The sequence below is a fragment of the Demequina maris genome, from assembly GCF_000971155.1.
GTDB classification, from domain to species: domain Bacteria; phylum Actinomycetota; class Actinomycetes; order Actinomycetales; family Demequinaceae; genus Demequina; species Demequina maris.
Genome location: NZ_BBLX01000005.1, coordinates 215,447 through 234,191 on the forward strand (window position 1 = coordinate 215,447; position 18,745 = coordinate 234,191).

Consider the following 18,745-nt stretch of genomic DNA (forward strand, 5'->3'; position numbering starts at 1 on the left):
GAAGGACAACGACGTGAGTTTCGACGACCGCCCCGCCCGACCGGTCAGGCCCGCGCCCGTGCCGCAGCGACGATCGCCCCTCGCGATCACCGCCGTGGTGCTGGGCGCGCTGGTGCTGGCGGCGATCGCGACGGCCAACATCTGGACCGAGGTGGTCTGGTACGACCAGCTCGGCTACTCCGAGGTGTGGCGCACCCAATGGCTGGCGCGCATCGTGCTCTTCGTCATCGCGGGCGGCGTCGCCGCGTTCGTCATCTGGCTCAACCTGTGGATCGCTAAGCGCGTCCGCCCGGCCCGCACCGGCGGCCGCAGCCAGCTCGACCAGGTGCGCGAGCAGATCGAGCCCATCGAGCGACTCGCCATGATCGTGCTGCCGTCCGTGATCGGCCTCGTCGTCGGCCTCGCGGTGTCCTCGCAGTGGGAGACCGTCGTGGCGTGGCTCAACCACGAGAGCTTCGGCACGAAGGACCCGCAGTTCGGGCTCGACGCGTCCTTCTACGTGTTCACGCTGCCGATGCTCAACCTCGCGGTCACGCTCGTGCTCGCGCTCGGCGTGCTGTCGACGCTGATCGCGGCGTTCGTGCACCTGCTGTACGGCGGCATCGCGGGCACCGGCCGCTCATTCGTCGCGTCGAAGGGCGCGCGCATCCAGCTCGCCGTGCTCGGCGCCATCGTGATGCTCGCGATCGCCGCGAACTACTGGCTCGACCGCTACGGCCTGCTGACCAAGTCCGGCGAGAAGTTCTACGGCGCGTCGTACACGGACGTCAACGCGATCCTGCCGTCGCGGTCGATCCTCGCGGGGATCGCCGTCGTGGTGGCGCTCGTGTTCCTCGTGGTGATCTGGCGCGGCGACTGGCGTATCCCCGCCGTCGGCATCGGCCTCATGCTGCTGTCCGCGGTCGTGATCGGCGGCATCTACCCGTCGATCGTGCAGCGCTTCCAGGTGTCGCCGAACGAGCAGGAGCTCGAGACGCCGTTCATCCAGAACAACATCGACGCCACCCGCTACGCGTACGGCATCGCCGACATCGAGGAGACCCAGTACCGGGCCACCACGGAGGCGGAGGCGGACGCGCTGCGCCAGGACGCCGAGACCACCGCGCAGATCCGCCTGCTCGACCCGAACATCGTGTCGCCGGCGTTCCAGCAGCTGCAGCAGAACAAGCAGTACTACAACTTCGCGGACGTGCTGAACGTCGACCGCTACGCGCTCGAGGACGAGCTCCAGGACACCGTGATCGCGGTGCGCGAGCTCAACCTCGACGGCCTCGGCTCGGAGAGCCGCAACTGGGTCAACGACCACACGGTCTACACGCACGGCTTCGGCGTCGTGGCGGCGTACGGCAACAAGACGCAGATCGACGGCCAGCCCAGCTTCTTCGAGCGCGGCATCCCGTCGGTGGGCCTGCTCGGCGAGTACGAGCCGCGCATCTACTTCGGCTCGACCGTCCCCGACTACTCGATCGTCGGCGCACCCGAGGGCACCAACCCGTGGGAGCTGGACTACCCCGACGACAACTCCGACACCGGCCAGGTCAACACCACGTACACGGGCGACGGCGGCCCCGCGATCGGCAACCTCTTCGAGAAGCTGATGTTCGCGATCCGCATGGGCGAGGAGCAGATCCTGTTCTCCGACCGCGTCACCACCGAGTCGCAGATCCTCTACTACCGCGACCCGCTCGAGCGCGTCGCCCGCGTCGCGCCGTACCTCGAGCTCGACCAGACCGCGTACCCGGCGGTCGTCGACGGGCGCGTCGTGTGGGTGGTCGACGGCTACACCACCACGGACCAGTACCCGTACTCGGCGCCCGTCGCCTCCGACACGCTGTTCGCCCAGCAGTCGGGCACGACCACCGCGACCACGGTCCTCAACTACCTGCGCAACTCGGTCAAGGCGACCGTGGACGCGTACGACGGCTCCGTGACGCTGTACGCCTGGGACGAGGACGACCCGATCCTGCAGACCTGGCAGCACGTGTTCCCGACGTCGATCGAGCCGATCAGCGAGATCAGCGGCGAGCTCATGAGCCACCTGCGCTACCCCGAGGACCTCTTCGCGATCCAGCGCTACCAGCTCACGCAGTACCACGTGACCGACGCGGCGTCGTTCTACTCCGGCCAGGACTTCTGGCGGAACCCGGCCGACCCGACCGACGACACGCGCCTGCAGCCGCCGTACTACCTCACGCTGCAGATGCCGGACCAGGACGAGCCCACGTTCTCGCTCACGAGCAACTACATCCAGGGCGGTGACAACCCGCGCAACATCCTCACGGGCTACCTCGCCGTGAACTCGGAGACGGGGTCCACGCCGGGCGAGGTCGCGGAGGACTACGGCACGCTCCGGCTGCTCGAGCTGCCGCGCGACACCACCATCCCCGGCCCCGGCCAGGTGCAGAACAACTTCAACTCCGACCCCGACGCGCAGGAGACGCTGAACCTGCTGCGCCAGGGCGAGACCGACGTGGTCAACGGCAACCTGCTCACGCTCCCCGTGGGCGGCGGCCTGCTCTACGTGCAGCCCGTGTACGTCCAGTCCAGCCAGGGCACGCAGGTGCCGCTGCTGCGCAAGGTGTTCGTGGCTTTCGGCGACTCGGTCGGCTTCGCGGACACGCTCCCGGAGGCGCTCGACCAGGTCTTCGGCGAGGGCGCGGGCGAGGGCGCGGCCGGCACCGACAGCGGCACCGGCTCCGGCTCGGGCAGCACCGACGGCTCCGGGGACTCGGGCACCACCGACGGCGGCTCGGGCGACGCGGTCGACCCGACCGCCGAGGCGGCGCTGCAGGACGCCCTGGACCGCGCGAACCAGGCGCTTCAGGACAGCCAGGCCGCGCTCGCCGCGGGCGACTTCACGGCGTACGGCGAGGCGCAGGACGCGCTCGCCTCGGCCATCGAGGACGCGATCGCCGCGGAGGCGGAGCTCACCGGCGCGGCCTCGGGCTCGGAGTCGGGCTCGACGTCGGGCTCCACGGCCGAGCCGAGCGCCTCGGCCAGCGCCGAGCCGGCCGCCGAGCCGACCACGTCGCTCGAGGGCGACCTCTCGGCCCCGTAGCGGGACATGACGAAGGGGGCCGGTCCGACAGGACCGGCCCCCTTCGTCGTGCGCGGACGATGATCGCCCGGCTCAGGCCCCCGGGTCGAGGTGACGGTCGGTGGCCGCGCGGATGAAGCGCATGAAGAACACGAACGAGACGACGATCAGCGCCGCGGCCGCCCACATGAGCGCGGGGTACACGTCGAGGCGCTCGGGGTAGGCGAGATCGCCCGTCTGCAGGTCGAGCGAGAGCTGGAGCGCGGCCGACCCGACGCCCTGCACCAACCCGGCGAGGATCCACGGGATCCACCAGCCGAGGAGCAGGCCCAGGCCCACGGTGCGCCCGGCCACCTTGCGGGCGCCGATCGGGATCAGCACCGCGGAGGCGAGCGGGATGAACCAGCCCCACCACTCGACGGCGCCCATGCCGGGCCTCGCGCCCAGCGCCTCGCGGTTGCGGCGCATGCGCGACATCCAGAGGCCGTAGAGGATGTAGGAGGTCACCAGCAGCGGCGTGGTGAGCAGCGACAGCAGGTCTCCGGCGCTGAACTCGAGCTCGTTGGACTCGGCCATCCGTCGGATCGAGTCGACGCTGCCCTGCGCGGACACCGCGATGAGCACGGACACCACGGTGAATCCGGCGGCGACGCCGATGAGCCCCTTGGCGAGCCCCTCGGGCTTCTCGAGCGGCACGCCCGAGCGGTCGAACTGCACCTGCATCCCTTCCCCGTAGGTGGGGGGCGGGGGAGGGGCCGCACCTGGGATGATGCCCGGCGTGGCCGGGAAGGCCGGGGGCGGAGGCGGGAACGATGCGGGCGGCGGCGGAGGCGTCTGGTCGCCCGGGCGGGCGGCGAAGGGATCGTCGTTGGTCATCCCCCGACCCTAGCGAGCGGGGGCGGATTTGGATCTGCGCCACGCGTCCGCTAGAGTTATCAGGCCGACGCGGGGTGGAGCAGTTCGGTAGCTCGCCGGGCTCATAACCCGGAGGTCGCAGGTTCAAATCCTGTCCCCGCTACGAGAGAACGAAGGCCCGGACCATCTGGTCCGGGCCTTCGTCGTTCCCCGGCGGCCCCGGCGCACATCGTCCCGACGCCCGTCCCGCACCCTCGTCGGTCGTCCGCCCCGCCCCGCCCCGCCGCCGGCCCGCCCGCCCTTGAACGCAACCGGCGTACGAGCCCGGCCTCGACGCGTGGGACCAGGGACGATGCGCATCGGGCCCGCCTCCATACGCCGGTTGGCGTCGGCCGCGCGAGGCGGGAACCGCCGACCCCGGACGCACGACGGCCCGGCCCCGCAGCAGCGGAAGCCGGGCCGTGCGTGAGCGCGGAGGCGGGCGCCTAGTGGATCGCCTCGGTGGCGGCGCGCTCGATCGCGAGGCCCGCCTCGTACTGGCCGAGCCACGCCTGGTAGCCCGCGACGTCGCCGGCGTCCGGCGCGGCCACGTCGAGCGCGGCTCCCGCGAAGACCTCGTCGTTCAGGTACGCGTCCAGGCTGGTCGCGGCGCCCTTGCGGAGGTACTCGGCGAGCACGGCGATGCCCCACGCGCCGCCCTCGGAGGCGGTGTCGCCCACGGTGACCGGCGCCTCGATCGCGGCGGCCAGGAGCCGCTGCGCGACGCCCGCGGTGCGGAACATGCCGCCGTGCGCGAACATCGAGTCGAGCTGGACGCCCTCGTCGTGGAGCACGCGCATGCCGAGGCTCAGCGTGCCGAAGGCGCCGTAGAGCTGCGTGCGCATGAAGTTCGCGAGCGTGAGGCGCGAGCCGGGCGTGCGCACGAAGAGCGGGCGGCCCTCTGCGAGCCCCGTGATCGGCTCGCCGGACAGGTAGTTGTAGGCGAGCAGGCCGCCGCCGTCCGCCTCGCCCTCGAGCGCGGCGGAGAACAGCGCCTCGAACACCGCGTCCGAACCGAACTCGCTGCCCAGCGCGGCCGCGAACTCGGTGAAGACGCCGGCCCAGGTGCCCAGCTCGGAGGCGCCGTTGTTGCAGTGCACCATCGCGACCAGGTCGCCCGCGGGCGTGGTGACGATGTCGAGCTCCTCATGGACGCTCTCGAGCGGCTTCTCGAGCACGACCATCGCGAAGATCGACGTGCCCGCGGAGATGTTGCCGGTGCGCGGCGCGACCGCGTTGGTGGCGATCATGCCGGTGCCCGCGTCGCCCTCCGGCGGCGCGACCACGGCGCCGGGCTGGAGCGTGCCGGTCGGGTCGAGCAGCGCCGCGCCCTCCGCGGTGAGAGTGCCGGCCTCCTGGCCCGCGACGAGCACCTCGGGGAGCAGCGCGGTGACGTCGAGGCCCGGGTGGCGCGCGGCGACGAGGCCCTGGAAGCGCGCGAGCATGTCCGCGTCGTAGTCGCGGGTCGCGGGGTCGATGGGGAACATGCCCGAGGCGTCGCCGACGCCGAGCACCTTGCGGCCGGTCAGCTTCCAGTGCACGTAGCCGGCGAGCGTGGTGAACGAGTCGAGGCTCGCGACGTGCGGCTCCTCGTCGAGGATCGCCTGGTACAGGTGCGACGCCGACCAGCGCAGCGGGAAGTTGAAGCCGAGCACCTCGGTGAGCTCCGCGGCCGCGCGCTCCGTGTTGGTGTTGCGCCACGTGCGGAACGGGACCAGCAGCTCGCCGGCGGTGTCGAAGGCCAGGTAGCCGTGCATCATCGCCGAGACGCCGAGCGCGCCGAAGCCTGTGGGACGCACGCCGTGGAGGCGCTCGACCGTCGCGAGAAGGTCGGCGACGGAGGCCTGCACGCCCTCCCAGATGGCCTCGACCGAGTAGGTCCAGAGGCGGTCGACGAACTGGTTCTCCCACGCGTGGCTTCCGGTCGCGATCACCTCGTGGTCGGGCCCGATGAGGCACGCCTTGATGCGGGTCGAGCCCAGCTCGATGCCCAGCGAGGTCTCGCCGGCCGCGATCGCGGCGGCCACGTCGATCTGGTTGTGCTGCGCCATCGGCACTCACTCCTTCGTCAAGCGCCCGCGCGCGGCGGACATCCGATGTGAACGTTCGACAAAACCCTAAGGCCTGTCCGCGCATTCGATCGAACCATAGGTCCCGCCCGGGTGCGCGGCGGCCGCCGTCCCCAGGTCCCGCGAACGGTGTCGCCGCCCGTCAACCTGCGGGGTTAGCCTGACGGCTGTGACCGAATCCTCGCCCGCGCGCCCGCGCATCGCGCTGAGCCTCGGCAGCGGGGGAGCCCGCGGCTACGCGCACATCGGCGTCCTCGACGAGATCGAGGCGCGCGGCTGGGACGTCGTCGGCATCGCCGGCACGTCGATGGGCGCGCTCGTGGGCGGGCTGCACGCCGCGGGCGGCCTCGCGGACTACCGCGCCTGGGCCGAGTCGCTCACGCGGCGCGACGTGATCCGCATGCTCGACCCCGCGTTCAAGGGCGCCGGGGCGATCCGCGCGGACCGCGTGATGCGGCGCATCGACGAGATCCTCGACGGGCGCGTCATCGAGGACCTGCCCATCCCGTTCACCGCCGTCGCGACGGACCTCATCTCGCAGTCCGAGGTGTGGTTCACCGAGGGCCCGATCGTCGACGCGATCCGCGCCTCGATCGCGATCCCCACGGTCATCACCCCGGTGCGACGCGACGGCCGCCTGCTCGCGGACGGCGGCATCCTCAACCCGGTGCCCGTCATCCCGCTCACGTCCGTGCGGTCCGACGCGATCATCGCGGTCAACCTGTCCGGCACGTCGCGGGGCGGCAACCCCGCCGAGCCGCCCGTGGACTCCGCCGGACCGCTCGTGCGCCTGCCGCGGCTGCGCCTGCCCAGCCTCCACGTCGCCGAGCCCCGGCTCGTGAGCATGATCGCGCACCGCATGCGGGCACGCGGCGAGCAGGAGGACGATGCGCTGGTCGAGCCGGCCGCGGCGGAGGCCCTGGACGCGGCGGACGACCTCGGGGTGAGCACCCTCGACGTCATCGACCGGTCGCTGCAGACGCTGCAGAACACCGTCCAGCGCTACCGCCTGGCGGGCTACCCGCCGGACGCGATGGTGAACGTGCCCGCGGACTCGTGCGGGGTGCTCGACTTCCACCGCGCGACCGAGATGATCGAGCTCGGCCGCGAGCTCGCGCGACGCGCCTTCGACGAATGGGAGGGCGCCCCGGCGTGACCGGTCCCGGCCCGGGACCCGGCGGCGCTACTGTGACGTGCGGCGACGCGCCCTCGCGGGCGCCTGAAACGATTCGACCCAGCAAGGGGACACCGTGACCCACACCCCCACCCGTGCCGCGTGGCTGCACGGCCGCACCGCGCTCCTCATCGCCTTCGCCTTCTCCGTCATGGCGGACCCGGTGTCGTCGGTGGCGTACGCGATCGAGGCCGCGCTGCGCGCGCTCGACGGCAACCTGGCGCTGCTGCTGCCCGCGATGACCGCGGTCGTGCTGGTGGTCGGCCTCGTGGTCGCGAGCTACCACCAGCTGGTCGCGCGCTTCCCGGAGGGTGGCGGCTCCGCGGCGGCCGCGGGCGGGGCGTTCGGCGAGGGCTTCTCGTTCATCCCCATGGGCGCGCTGGTCGTCGACTTCGTGCTCACCATCGCGATCTCGGTGTCCGCGGGCTCGTCCGCGATCATCAGCTACGTACCGGCGCTGGCGCCGCATCGCCTGGTCCTCGCCCTGGCGCTGCTGCTGCTCGTCGCGGGGCTGATGTGGTTCGGCCACCTCGGTCGCGCGGTGTTCGCGCTGCTCACCATCGTCTTCGTCGGCACCGCGGTCGCGGTGCTGCTGCCGGTCCCCGGGATGCCCGCGGTCGACCCCGAGCCGGTCCTCGGCCTCACGCATGGCGCGCCGCTCGCGGTCGCGCTCGCGTTCCCCGTCGCGATGGCGCTCGCGACCGGCATCGAGGCGCCGTCGTCGGCGATCGCGCAGCTCGCCCAGCTCGACGACGCGGGCCGCCGCAGCTTCGGGCGCTGGGCGCTGTGGCTGACGCTCGGCATCGTCGGCACGCTCACCCTCGCGATCACGGCCGCGGTGGTGCGGCTCGGCATCCAGGTGCCGCACGAGGACACCACGCTCGTCGCGGAGCTCGCGCGCGCCGCGGACGGCCACGGCCTGTTCGCCGCCTTCCAGGCCACCACGGCGCTGCTGCTGCTGTCCGCCGCATCGTCCTCGTTCCAGGCCGGCCCGGGCCTGCTCAAGGCCCTCGCGCGGTCCGAGCACGGCGAGTCGCGCCACGGCGTGCTGCCCGCGGTCCTCGGCCGCACCAACGCGCACCACGTGCCGATGGTCGGCGTCGGGGTGTTCCTCGCGGCGTCCGCCGTCGTCGTGGCGCTCGCGGGCGCACGCGACCAGAGCCTCGTGCTCTTCTACGCGGTGTCGGTGTTCGTGAGCTTCCTCATGGGCCTGCTCGCGATGGCGAAGTTCTCGCACCTCGACCGCCGGCCGGGCTGGGTGGTCCTCAACCTGGTCGCCGCGGTCGCGGTCGCGTTCACGCTCGTGTCGAACCTCATGCGCCCCGCCGCGCTCGGGTCGCTCGCCGCCACCGGCCTCGTCGCCGGCGGCCTGTACTGGGCCTGGGTGCGGGCCGGACGCCCACGCGGCGCGGCGAACGCGGTCGCCGAGGCGGAGGCCGGGGAGGCCGTGCCGGACGATGCGGCGGAGGACCCGGCGCCCGAGCGCGCCGAGGAGCCCGTCCCGTCCCACGTGACCCGGCGCAAGGGCTGACGTGGAGCGTCGCGTCGGCACGGTCGGGGCCACCGCGATCGGCGCGGGCTCGATGCTCGGCGCCGGCGTCTTCGTCGTGTGGGGACCCGCGGCCTCGGCCGCCGGCCCCGCGCTCCTGTGGGCGGTCCTGCTCGCGGGCGTCGCGGCGGCCCTCAACGCCGGCTCGACGGCGCAGCTCGCCGCGGTCCACCCGGTCGCGGGCGGCGCGTACGCGTACGGCCGGGCCGAGCTCGGCCCGTGGCCCGGCTTCACCGCCGGGATCGGCTTCGTGCTGGGCAAGACGGCGTCGGTGGCCGCGATCGGGCTCGCGATCGGCGCCTACCTGTGGCCCGAGCGTCCCGCGGCGGTCGCGACCGCCGCGATCGCCGCGTCCTGGGCGCTGAACTCACGTGGCATCACCCGCACGAGCGCGGCCTCGGTGGTGATCGCGTCGAGCGTCGTCGCCGTGGTGGTCGCCGCGGTCGTGGCGATCGCGGGAGCCGACGCGCCCTCCACCGCGACCTTCGGCTGGAGCACGCCGTGGGGCACCGCCGCCGGGGTCGCGCAGGCGGCCGCGCTCGTGTTCTTCGCGTTCGCCGGCTACGCCCGCATCGCGACGCTCGGCGAGGAGGTCCGCGATCCCGCGCGCGTGATCCCCCGCGCGATCGCGGTCGCGCTCGGCACGGTGCTGGCGCTGTACCTCGCGCTCGCGGCGGTGCTGCCGCGCGCGCTCGGCATCGACGGCCTTGTGGCGTCCGAGGCGCCCGTCGCCGATGCGGTGGCGGGCACGTGGCTGCCCGTGCCCGTCGTGACCGCGGCCGCCGTCGCGGCGGCCTTCGGCTCGCTGCTCGCGCTCACCGCCGGGCTCGGACGCACCGCCATGGCGATGGCGCGCGAGGCGGACCTCCCGCGCGGCCTCGCCCGCACGAACGCCCGGGGCGTGCCCGCGCTCGCCGAGGGCGTGGCGGCGGCCGTCGCGGTCGCGCTCGCCTGGGCGGGCGACCTCACCCTCGCGATCGGCATGTCCTCGTTCGCGGTGCTGCTCTACTACGCGGTCGCCGGCGCCTCCGCGTTCCGTGCGGCCGGCGCCGGGCACGTCGCGGGCTGGCGCATGCCGCGCGCGCTGAGCCTCACGGGCGCGGTGCTGTGCGTCGCGCTGATGGCGTCGCTGCCGCCGGTCGCGGCGCTCGCGGCCGCGGCGGTGCTGATCGCCGCGGGCCTGGCCAGGGCGGTGGCGCGGCGGCGGTGAGCCCCCACCGGCCCGCTCAGGACAGCGCGGTCACGAGCGCGAAGCCGGCGCCCGCGGCGCCCATGCCGAGCACGCATGTCGCGAGCACGTACTGCGCGGTCGCGTGGTGGCGGCGGTCCTTGAGCATCACGACGATGTCCACCGCGAGCGACGAGAAGGTCGACAGGCCGCCCGCGACGCCGGTGCCCAGGGCGAACGCCCAGCCGGGGGAGAGCAGCGCATCGTCCCCCGCGGCGACGACGGCGCCCAGCAGCGCCGCGCCGAGCACGTTCGCGAGGATCGTCGGCCAGGGGAACGTCCGGCGCCGGTCGAGCCAGCCGAGCGAGAAGCGCACGCACGCGCCGAGGCCGCAGCCGAGGATCGCGGCGGCGTAGGCCCAGCCCGTCACTCGTTCTCCTCCTCGAACACCGCCTGCTCGTCGAGCGGCGTGGGCGGCCGGTCGCCCAGCCACCAGCCCGCCGCCGCGCCCGCGACGGCGCCCGCCATGGTCGCGAGGAGCACCGCGGCGCTCTCCGCCGTCGACGTGCCGTCGGACCACTCGAGCACGGCGATCGAGGAGAACGTCGTGAAGCCGCCGAGGAAGCCGGGCCCCACGGCGGGGAAGAGGTGCCAGGGGCCGTGCGCCTGCGTGCGCGCGACCGCCCATCCGAGCGCGAGCGAGCCGATCACGTTGATGAGCAGCAGGTCCCACGGGACGGGCCCCGCGGTGTCCGGCAGGACCTCGCCGACGACGATGCGCAGCGCGCCGCCGAGCGAGCCTCCGACGAGGACCAGCCCCAGCTGGGCGGCCCGCGTCACCTGGCCAGCCAGGCGTCCGCGGCCTCGAGCTGGGCGGTGAGGGCGCGTTGCACGGCATCCGCGACGGCCCTCTCGATCATCGCGCCGAACACGGGCACGTGGGCGGTGACGTCGCCCGCCGCCAGGAAGTCCGTCGCGTCGCCGTCGGGCGTGAGGCCGATGGCCCCGGACACGTGCCCCGGGGCGCCCGCGATCTCGACCGCGAACGTGCCGACGCGGTCCGCCTCGGTGGGCGGCTCCCACACCTCGGTGTAGGTGACGGAGAGGTCGCGGCCGAGGAACGCGCGCATCTCGGCAGGGATGGACGTGGTCGGGACGTCGGCGCGCAGCGCGATCGCGTACGAGCCGTCGTCGCGCGCGTCGACGTCGACGTCGAGCGCCTTCGTGCCCATCGCGGCCGTGCGCGCGTGCCCGAAGCCGACGTCGGTCAGCATCGCCCACACCTCGGGCAGCGGGGCGTCGAAGCGATGCGCATGAGTGATCTTCACCGGTGGAACCCCCTGGGCTCAGGCTAGCGTGCCCGCGCGACGGCCCTAGGCTTGTCCTCGTGGCAACACTGCGCGACACCATCGAGGAGCACGGCCCCATCTCGGATGCGGAGGCCGAATGGCTGGGCCTGCTGGTCTCCGACTGGCAGATCATCGCGGACCTGTCCTTCGCGGACCTGGTCCTGTGGCGGCAGGAGGGCGACGGCTTCGTGGCGGTCGCGCAGTGCCGGCCGTCGACCGGTCCCACCGTCCACCTTGATGACGTGGTCGGCACGTTCGCTCCCGAGGGCCGCGTCGCGCACCTCGCCCGCGCGCTCGAGGAGGGCGCGATCGTCGGCTCCCGCGAGCCGCGCTGGGACGAGACCTACGCGGTGCGCGAGGACGCGCTGCCCGTCGTGATGAACGGCCGCCCCATCGGCGTCATGACGCGCGAGGTGTCGCAGGCCGTGTCGCGCTCGTCGAGCCGGCTCGAGCTGAACTACAAGGGCGCGGCGGACGACCTGCTGCGCATGGTGACGCGCGGCGAGTTCCCCGTGCACACCTCGATCACCGGCCCGCGGCGAGGCGCCCCCCGCGTGGGCGACGGCGTGCTGCGGCTCGACGCCGTGGGCCACGTGACGTACGCGTCCCCGAACGCGCTGTCGTGCTTCCACCGCCTCGGCGTGCACGGCTCGCTCATGAACAAGTCGCTGCCGCGCGTCACCAGCGAGCTGCTGGAGGACCAGGGCGTGGTCGACGAGACCCTCGCGATGGTGGTCGCCGGCCGTGCCGCGTGGCGCACCGACCTCGAGGCCAACGGCGCGGCGCTGTCGCTGCGCGCGATCCCCGTCGCCGAGCACGGCGCGCGCGTGGGCGCGGTGCTGCTGTGCCGCGACGTGTCGGACCTGCGCCGTCGCGAGCGCGAGCTCGTCACCAAGGACGCGACGATCCGTGAGATCCACCACCGCGTGAAGAACAACCTCCAGACCGTCGCCGCGCTGCTGCGCCTGCAGTCGCGCCGCGTCGAGGCGCCCGAGGCGAAGGAGGCGCTCGCGGAGGCGATGCGTCGCGTCGCGACCATCGCGCTGGTGCACGAGACGCTGTCGGGCACGCTCGACGAGCTCGTGAACTTCGACGAGCTGGTGTCGCGGTCCATCCGCATGGCTGCGGAGGTCGCGTCGCCCGACACCCAGGTGCGCATCGTCAACACCGGCGAGTTCGGGCTGATCCCCGCGCAGTACGCGTCGTCGCTCGCGCTCGTCATCACCGAGCTCGTCACCAACGCCGTCGAGCACGGCTTCGCCGGCCGCGCGCAGGGCACCATCACGGTCGCGGCCGACCGCGACGGGCGACGCCTTCACGTGACGGTGTCGGACGACGGCGTGGGCATCGCGGTAGAGCCGTCGGGGCTCGGCTCGCAGATCGTGCGCACGCTCGTGCAGAACGAGCTCTCGGGCTCCATCGAGTGGACCAACGTCGGGACCGGCTCGGTGGTCGACCTGCGCGCGAGCGTCGAGGAGCGGTTGTCGGACCCGCGCCTGTAGCGGGCGCGCCCCTCGGGGCACAGCACGAAGCCCCGCCCGGCGGTGCCGGACGGGGCTTCGACGAAGCTGCTACTTGGCGGCGCGGCGCGCGCGGGCCGCGCGGCGCTTCAGCGAGCGGCGCTCGTCCTCGGACAGGCCGCCCCAGACGCCGGAGTCCTGGTTGTGCTCCATCGCCCACTGCAGGCAGGTGTCGCGCACCTCGCAGCGCTGGCACACGGACTTGGCCTTCTCGATCTGCACGAGGGCCGGGCCGGTGTTGCCGACGGGGAAGAAGAGCTCGGGGTCATCGACTTCGAGGCAGGCAGCGTTGGTGCGCCAATCCATGGGGTCTCCTTGGTGCTCGGGGGGTAGCATGGCGCGACGGAGCCCATGGATCTCAAGGGGGTTCGTCGCACCGTTACGTTTCGACTTCGTTAAGGTTCGCACAAGTAACGAACATGTTTCAAGAGTTGTTTCCTGTGGGTTCTCTCACAAGGTCGGGAGGGGGCCCCGTGGAGGAGGACCGCAAGCGCCAGAGGTCCCGGTCCGACGAGGCTTCCCGCGGGAGAATCTCCCGCCTCGCGGCGATCGGCGTGGCGGTCGAGGCGGTCGGCATGGCGGTCGCCGCCGTCGCCTACGCGGTCCATGCGACCTCGCTGCCCGAGCCGGCCTTCGCCGTGGGGCTCGCGGCCTTCTTCGGCCTCACCGCGGCGGGTCTGCTGATGGCGGCCCGTGCGCTCGACCGCGGGGCACGCTGGGCGGTCTCAGCGGCCCTCACCTGGCAGGCGCTGCAGACGCTGGCCGGCATCAACCTCACCGGCGTCCGCCCGGCGCTCGGCATCCCGGTCGCGGTGCTCGGCGTCGTCGTGGGCGTCGCGGTGCTAGTCGCCGGCCGGTCCGCGTTCCGGCCCGACGAGGGCTGAGGGTCCGCACGCGGCGCGCAGCTGCGCCGTCTCGAGCACCCCGTCCCGCCTCACCACCACCCGTCCGCGCGGCGGCGACGGCTCCGCCACCCCCGGCGGCGCGATGATCGCGAGCTCGCGCAGGCGCATGGGCGTGGGCTCGACCACGACCGCGACCGCGGCGCCGCTCCCGACCCGCTCCCCGACCTCCGCCTCCACGCCCGCGCATTCGAGCGCGCGGAGCGCGTCGTCCCGCGCGGGACCGGCGGGTCCCACCACGACGACGCCGGCGCGCGGCAGCACGAGGGGCCGCGCGTCGTCGCCCACCACCCCGACCGCGCGGTCCGGCAGGTCCGCCGGGCACGCGAGCGGTCGCACGAGCGCGTCGCTCGCGGTGGCCGACGCCCGGACGATGCGGCATTCGCCGGCGCCGCGCACGGTCACGGCGACGCCGCGCCCGGGCTCCGGCGCCAGGCCCACGAGGTCGGGCGGCACGCCCCACAGGGCCTGCTCGACGCGGTCGAGGCCGCCGAGCACGATCACGAGGCCCGCGCGCGCCGCCCAGCGGGTGCCCCAGCCCGGCCCGCACGCGAGCGCGACCGGCACGATCCGGGCCGCGTCCTCGAGCGCCTGGGCGGCCCCGCGCACGAGCGGCTCGAGCGCCGCGCACGCGAGCTCCGCATCGTCCACCAGCAGCGCGGGAGGGCGCGCCGAGGGCACGAGCGCGAGCGTGCGGGCCGCCTCGCGCGGGTCCGACGGCAGGCGGACCGCCCCGGGGACCGCGGCGGCGATCGCATCGAGGGTGCCCGTCCTCCCCGATCCGCGCGGGCCCACGACGACGCACGGCCCGGCGGTCGCCTGCCAGGCGAGGGGGACGCGTGAGCGCCTCTCCGGAAGGTCGAGCCAGCCGAGCGCCCCGGCGGGCACCGGGCGCCCGGCCGGTTCGGGTGCGAGCCACAGCGGAGCGCTCCGGGGCGCGCCGCGCCACCGCGCGGCGGCGACGTCCACGAGGGACCGCGACGCCGGCTCCGGCCCGCCGCACGGCCGGACCGTGGGACGCGCGTCCGCGAGCGGCAGCAGCGTCTGCATCGTCGTCCGGCAATGAGGGGACAGCAGCACGGCGCGCCCCGGGGCCGAGGCCGGCAGTGCGGCCGCGGCCGCGTCGCCGACAAGGTCCTGGGACTCGACTGGCGTCGCGGTGCGCAGGGCGATCACGGTCGACACGTTCGCCCGGATCGCGGGGGTGACGGCGCCGGCCGGGCGCTGAGTCGCGAGCACGAGGTGCATGCCGAGCGCGCGCCCCTGCGCCGCGAGGCGCGCCAGCTCGGGCAGGAAGCCCGGGTCGAGCGTCGCGAGCTCCTGGAACTCGTCGACGACCACGAGCAGGCGCGGCGGCGAGCTCCCCGGACCCGCCTCCCACGCCGCCCACGATGGCAGTCCCGCCGCGGCGAGGGCGCGCTTGCGCTCGCGCAGCTCGTGCGCGAGCCCTTGCAGCGCCCGCCGTGCCGAGGCGGGCTCGAGGTCGGTGAGCATCCCGCGCACGTGCGGCAGCGCCGCGCAGCCGCCGAGCCCCGCGCCCGCCTTGAGGTCGACGAGCGCGATGCCGAGGCCGCCCGGGTCGTGGCCGAGGGCGAGGCCGGCCACGAGCGTCTCGAGCAGCGCGGACTTGCCCGCGCCGGTGGTGCCGGCGACGAGCAGGTGGGGGCCGTCGCGGTCGAGATCCACGTCGACGGGGCCGCTCGCGTCGAGGCCGATGCGGGCGACGAGCCGGCGTCCCGGCCCCGGGGGCGGGGTCGGCGGTGGGAGGTCGGCCCACCGCACCACCGCGGGCAGGGTGGCGGGCCGCGTGGACGCCTGGGCCCTCGCGAGCGCGTCCGCGGTGCGCGGCGCGACCGCCGCGACGTGCCAGGGAGCCGGGCGGCCGTCGCGCCGGATCTCGCCGACGTCCGTGTCGATCACGGTGGCGGCCTCGGAGGGCGGGTCGCTGCCGGCCGGCACGAGGCGCACCTCACCGTCGCCGAGGGCGCCGTCCAGCCACCGCATCCAGTCCTCGTGGAGAGGCGGAGGTGCGGCGGCCCGGCACGCGAGCGCGATGGCCCGCACCACGGCGGGGGCGTCCGCTCCTGTCACGGCGATCGGAGCGGAAAGGCCGGTGAGCGCCTCGAGCCCGACGGGACGCGGCGGCGAGGCGTGGCTCCGCCCCCGGACGAGCGCCGCGACGGCGAGTCCGAGCGGCGCGACGGCCATGGCGAGCGCGACGGCCCACCGGCCCGTCGCGGCACCGACGGCGACCGCGCCCGCGGTCGCGCCGCCGAGACCCGCGAGCATCGTCGCCGGGCGGGGCGGGGCGACGGGGGCCCGGGTCGCATCGTCCGCCGTGGCCGACGGGTCGATCCATCGCAGCGCGCTCGCGCCCGCGAGCAGGAGGTCGCCGTGGCGCAGCCGTCGGCGGCGCCGTCCCACGCGGCGCGTGCGCCCGTCGCGCACCCGCAGCGTCCCGTTGCGCGAGCCGAGGTCCCGCACGCGGCCGGCGGCGTCGAGCGCGAGGTGGCGGCCGCTCAGGGTCGGGTCGGCCAGCGGGCGGTCACCTGCCCGTCCGACGACGAGCCCGCCGCGCGCGCAGGCGAGGGTCGCGCCTGCATCGGGTCCTGCGACGACGCGCAGATGCGGGCCGCCGGGTGGCGACGGGTCCGGACCGGGGGCGAGGGTGAGGAGCGCGCCCTCCACGAACGGCGGCAGGCCCGCGCGGTGCCCGCCGTCGAGCCGGGCGCCTCCGCACCAGACCGCCGCGGGCGCGCGCACGGCGGTGAGCACCGTCCCCAGCGGCGTGCCGGGGTCGACCTCGACGTCGCCGGCTCCCTCGACCGTCACGATCATGCGGACATCGGACCCGACGGTGCGAGCCGGAGGCGAGGGGCGTGGGGCGATCGGTGGACAACCGCCGACGCGTCAGGGGCTGGTGACCTCGGCTCGCGCACCGGCTGCGATCGGCTCGAGCGTGCCGTCCTCGCCCACGATCCCGGCGTACCAGGAGTACCGGCGGTCGAAGTAGGTGCGTGGGATGCCCTGCAGCTCGTAGCTCGCCTGGCGCACGCTGGACTCGACCACGACCGCGGGTTCCGAGGCCCACTCGAACCACTCCGGGTTCCGGGTGAGCACCACGGGCGCGGTGTCCCACGCCCCGGCCATCGTCGCGACCTCGTCCGGGTCGAGCGCGGCGAGCGCGAGCACGGTGGGCTCGTCGCACATCACCCGCAGCGAGCCGAAGTGCGAGGACGTGCCGGCCAGGATGATCGGCCGGTCCGGGGCCACCGCGCACAGCTCCTCGAGCTGGTCGTAGGCGCCGCCCATCTCGCGCACGAACACGGGAGTCGCGGCGGACACGGGCAGGTCGGAGCCGGGCGCGAGCGACACCCAGGTGGTGAGCGGCAGCACCACGAAGGCGCCCGCCGCGACACGCCTGGCCAGGGAGCGCCACCCGGGCCGCAGCCGGTCGATGAGCCACCATGCGGCGACGGCGGCCGCGATCGCGAAGCCGGGCAGGGTCGCGGGCTCGAAGCGGCGGAAGGCCCACAGCTGGTCGGGCACCACCTCGGGGTTCCAGAAGTACAGCAGCGACGTCGGCAGCACCGCGCCGAGCAGCAGCGCCCAGCCGGGCCGGCGGCGGATCATCCATGTGGTCGCGAGCCCGAAGCCGACGATGCCCAGCAGCACGAGCGGCCACGTGAGGTAGTACGACACCCACGCGACCGTGTGCTCGGCGTAGGTGCGGGTGGGCTCGACCTCGAGGCCCTGCGACGCCTGGAAAGACCCGACGACGTTGTTCGTGAACTGATCGACGCTCGACTCGGTGCCCCGGTGCGCCGTCATCCACAGGGGGCGCGAGGCGAGGACGAGCAGCAGCCCCGAGACGGCCGCCCCGACGATGCGTGCGCCGCGGACGCCCAGGAGGTCGCGCGCGCCGGTCGCGACCCGGTCGCCGCCGCCGAGCCACGACAGCGTCCACACCGCGAGCACGATCACGAGCGCGCCGTAGCCGACCATCAGCGTGACGGCCTGGTCGGCGAGGCGGTCCGCATACCCCTCGCTCCACCGCCACAGCGCCGCGTAGCCGGCGTAGACCGCGACAGCCTGCAGCGCGAGCGCCGCCATCCCGGCGCCGGCACGACGCGCGCGCGGGCCGTCGGACAGGGCCAGGGCGAGCAGCGCCGCGGCGATGAGACCCGCGGCGAAGGCCGCGCCGTCGATGCGGATGAAGGTGGTGGCGCCGGAGGCCGCGGCGCCGAGCAGCAGGGGACCCGTGCGGCGGTCCTCGACGCCGCGCCACAGCCACAGCGCCGAGGCGAGCACCAGCACCAGGGTGAGCGGCTCGGTGTACGCGGCCCGGGACAGGCCGATGTGGGACACCGACAGCGCGACCGCGGCGGCCGGCGCGAGCGAGGCGAGCGGGCCGAGCATGCGCCGCGCGAGCACGTACACGGCCAGGATCCCGACGGCGCCCACGAGGGTGTTGGCGATCAGCACCCCGCGGTCGCCGCCGACCCAGCCGCCCACGGCGATGAGCGCGGACAGCATGCGCGCGCCCTGCGGCTGCACCGCGTCGCCCCGCAGGTTCCACGCCTGCGACGCGTCCGCGAGGACGGTGCCGTCCACGCCCGCGGCGTCGATCGCGCCGAGCGTGGGGATGTCCGAGCTGGGATGGTCGACGAGCCACAGCCCCGCGAGCGACAGGAAGCCGGGGTCGCGCACGACGATGAGGTACTCGGCGTGCATGACCGCGTTGACGACTGCCCATGCGCCCGTGCCGGCCAGCGCGAGCACGGCGCCGCGGCGGTCGGCCGCCGCGACCCGGACGGGCGCGGGGACGATGCGCCACGCGAGCGCGACGCCGGCGGCGGCCGTGGGCAGCACGGTCCACGGCTCGTGCAGCCCGACGGACGCCCACAGGCCGGCGGCCAGGGCGAGCACGACGAGGGCGAGCACGATGCGCTCGGGAGCGGCCACGAGCGCGCCCGCAGCGCGCGGGGCGGCGGGGGCCTGGGCCTGGCGGAGGGCGGGTCGCGTCACGGCCACCCAGCGTATCCGTGCCGGTACGCCCCGCTCGCGGGCGCGACCGGGGGCG

The 18,745-nt window shown here is 74.7% G+C and carries 14 protein-coding genes and 1 tRNA gene; 7 read left to right on the forward strand and 8 right to left on the reverse strand.

Annotation, left to right across the window (positions count from 1 at the left end; genetic code table 11):
- The first annotated feature begins 13 nt into the window (after nucleotides 1-13).
- Nucleotides 14-3,058, forward strand: coding sequence for a UPF0182 family membrane protein (locus AOM02_RS08015; RefSeq protein WP_082104965.1), 3,045 nt, complete (start codon nucleotides 14-16; stop codon nucleotides 3,056-3,058).
- A gap of 72 nt (nucleotides 3,059-3,130) precedes the next feature.
- Here AOM02_RS08015 and AOM02_RS08020 read toward each other — a convergent pair whose 3' ends face one another.
- Complete coding sequence (locus AOM02_RS08020; protein ID WP_156156143.1) at nucleotides 3,131-3,913, reverse strand: hypothetical protein; 783 nt, start codon at nucleotides 3,911-3,913, stop codon at nucleotides 3,131-3,133.
- A 68-nt stretch (nucleotides 3,914-3,981) separates the two neighbouring features.
- On the opposite strand from AOM02_RS08020, the gene AOM02_RS08025 reads away from it, so the two are divergent.
- Nucleotides 3,982-4,055: transfer RNA gene (locus tag AOM02_RS08025), tRNA-Met, on the forward strand.
- Between the two features lie 322 nt (nucleotides 4,056-4,377).
- Here the strand turns inward: AOM02_RS08025 and AOM02_RS08030 are convergent.
- Nucleotides 4,378-5,982, reverse strand: a complete 1,605-nt coding sequence (locus AOM02_RS08030; RefSeq protein ID WP_062298580.1) for a xylulokinase — start codon at nucleotides 5,980-5,982, stop codon at nucleotides 4,378-4,380.
- Nucleotides 5,983-6,169: 187 nt separating this feature from the next.
- Here AOM02_RS08030 and AOM02_RS08035 point away from each other — a divergent pair, with 187 nt between their 5' ends.
- From AOM02_RS08035 to AOM02_RS08045, 3 genes are all read left to right on the forward strand, one after another.
- Nucleotides 6,170-7,156: a patatin-like phospholipase family protein gene (locus AOM02_RS08035; RefSeq protein WP_062298583.1), complete on the forward strand. Its 987-nt coding sequence runs from the start codon at nucleotides 6,170-6,172 to the stop codon at nucleotides 7,154-7,156.
- A gap of 94 nt (nucleotides 7,157-7,250) precedes the next feature.
- The gene (locus AOM02_RS08040) at nucleotides 7,251-8,705 is read left to right on the forward strand and encodes an amino acid permease (protein ID WP_228373801.1); all 1,455 of its coding nucleotides are present in this window, start codon (nucleotides 7,251-7,253) and stop codon (nucleotides 8,703-8,705) included.
- A 1-nt stretch (nucleotide 8,706) separates the two neighbouring features.
- Complete coding sequence (locus AOM02_RS08045) at nucleotides 8,707-9,933, forward strand: APC family permease (RefSeq protein ID WP_062298586.1); 1,227 nt, start codon at nucleotides 8,707-8,709, stop codon at nucleotides 9,931-9,933.
- 16 nt (nucleotides 9,934-9,949) lie between these two features.
- Here the strand turns inward: AOM02_RS08045 and AOM02_RS08050 are convergent, their stop codons facing one another.
- From AOM02_RS08050 to AOM02_RS08060, 3 genes are read right to left on the reverse strand one after another with little or no spacing between them, the layout of a single operon-like run.
- Complete coding sequence (locus tag AOM02_RS08050; protein ID WP_062298588.1) at nucleotides 9,950-10,321, reverse strand: FluC/FEX family fluoride channel; 372 nt, start codon at nucleotides 10,319-10,321, stop codon at nucleotides 9,950-9,952.
- Nucleotides 10,318-10,731 (reverse strand): fluoride efflux transporter FluC, encoded by a 414-nt coding sequence (locus tag AOM02_RS14295; protein ID WP_062298590.1) that lies wholly within the window; start codon nucleotides 10,729-10,731, stop codon nucleotides 10,318-10,320. The genes AOM02_RS08050 and AOM02_RS14295 overlap by 4 nt, the downstream gene beginning before the upstream one ends.
- Entirely contained in the window at nucleotides 10,728-11,219 is a 492-nt protein-coding gene (locus AOM02_RS08060) for a DUF2505 domain-containing protein (protein ID WP_062298592.1), read from the reverse strand. The genes AOM02_RS14295 and AOM02_RS08060 overlap by 4 nt, the downstream gene beginning before the upstream one ends.
- Before the next feature lie 59 nt (nucleotides 11,220-11,278).
- On the opposite strand from AOM02_RS08060, the gene AOM02_RS08065 reads away from it, so the two are divergent.
- Nucleotides 11,279-12,742 (forward strand): sensor histidine kinase, encoded by a 1,464-nt coding sequence (locus AOM02_RS08065; RefSeq protein WP_062298594.1) that lies wholly within the window; start codon nucleotides 11,279-11,281, stop codon nucleotides 12,740-12,742.
- Nucleotides 12,743-12,811: 69 nt separating this feature from the next.
- Here AOM02_RS08065 and AOM02_RS08070 read toward each other — a convergent pair whose 3' ends face one another.
- Nucleotides 12,812-13,066 (reverse strand): WhiB family transcriptional regulator, encoded by a 255-nt coding sequence (locus AOM02_RS08070; RefSeq protein ID WP_062298596.1) that lies wholly within the window; start codon nucleotides 13,064-13,066, stop codon nucleotides 12,812-12,814.
- Between the two features lie 167 nt (nucleotides 13,067-13,233).
- Here AOM02_RS08070 and AOM02_RS08075 point away from each other — a divergent pair, with 167 nt between their 5' ends.
- On the forward strand, nucleotides 13,234-13,644 hold the full coding sequence (locus AOM02_RS08075; protein ID WP_062298599.1) for a hypothetical protein: 411 nt from the start codon (nucleotides 13,234-13,236) through the stop codon (nucleotides 13,642-13,644).
- On the opposite strand, the gene AOM02_RS08080 is transcribed toward AOM02_RS08075, so the two are convergent.
- Nucleotides 13,603-16,500, reverse strand: coding sequence for an FtsK/SpoIIIE domain-containing protein (locus tag AOM02_RS08080; RefSeq protein WP_062298602.1), 2,898 nt, complete (start codon nucleotides 16,498-16,500; stop codon nucleotides 13,603-13,605). The two genes, AOM02_RS08075 and AOM02_RS08080, sit on opposite strands and share 42 nt — an antisense overlap.
- A 72-nt stretch (nucleotides 16,501-16,572) precedes the next feature.
- On the reverse strand, nucleotides 16,573-18,690 hold the full coding sequence (locus tag AOM02_RS08085) for a glycosyltransferase family 39 protein (RefSeq protein WP_156156144.1): 2,118 nt from the start codon (nucleotides 18,688-18,690) through the stop codon (nucleotides 16,573-16,575).
- Nucleotides 18,691-18,745 lie beyond the last annotated feature (55 nt).

Excerpts from the sequence above, each read along its gene's own strand:
- AOM02_RS08020 (WP_156156143.1), bottom strand. The coding sequence starts at position 3,913 with ATGACCAACGACGATCCCTTCGCCGCCCGCCCGGGCGACCAGACGCCT.
- AOM02_RS08030 (WP_062298580.1), bottom strand. The coding sequence starts at position 5,982 with ATGGCGCAGCACAACCAGATCGACGTGGCCGCCGCGATCGCGGCCGGC.
- AOM02_RS08070 (WP_062298596.1), bottom strand. The coding sequence starts at position 13,066 with ATGGATTGGCGCACCAACGCTGCCTGCCTCGAAGTCGATGACCCCGAG.
- AOM02_RS08080 (WP_062298602.1), bottom strand. The coding sequence starts at position 16,500 with ATGATCGTGACGGTCGAGGGAGCCGGCGACGTCGAGGTCGACCCCGGC.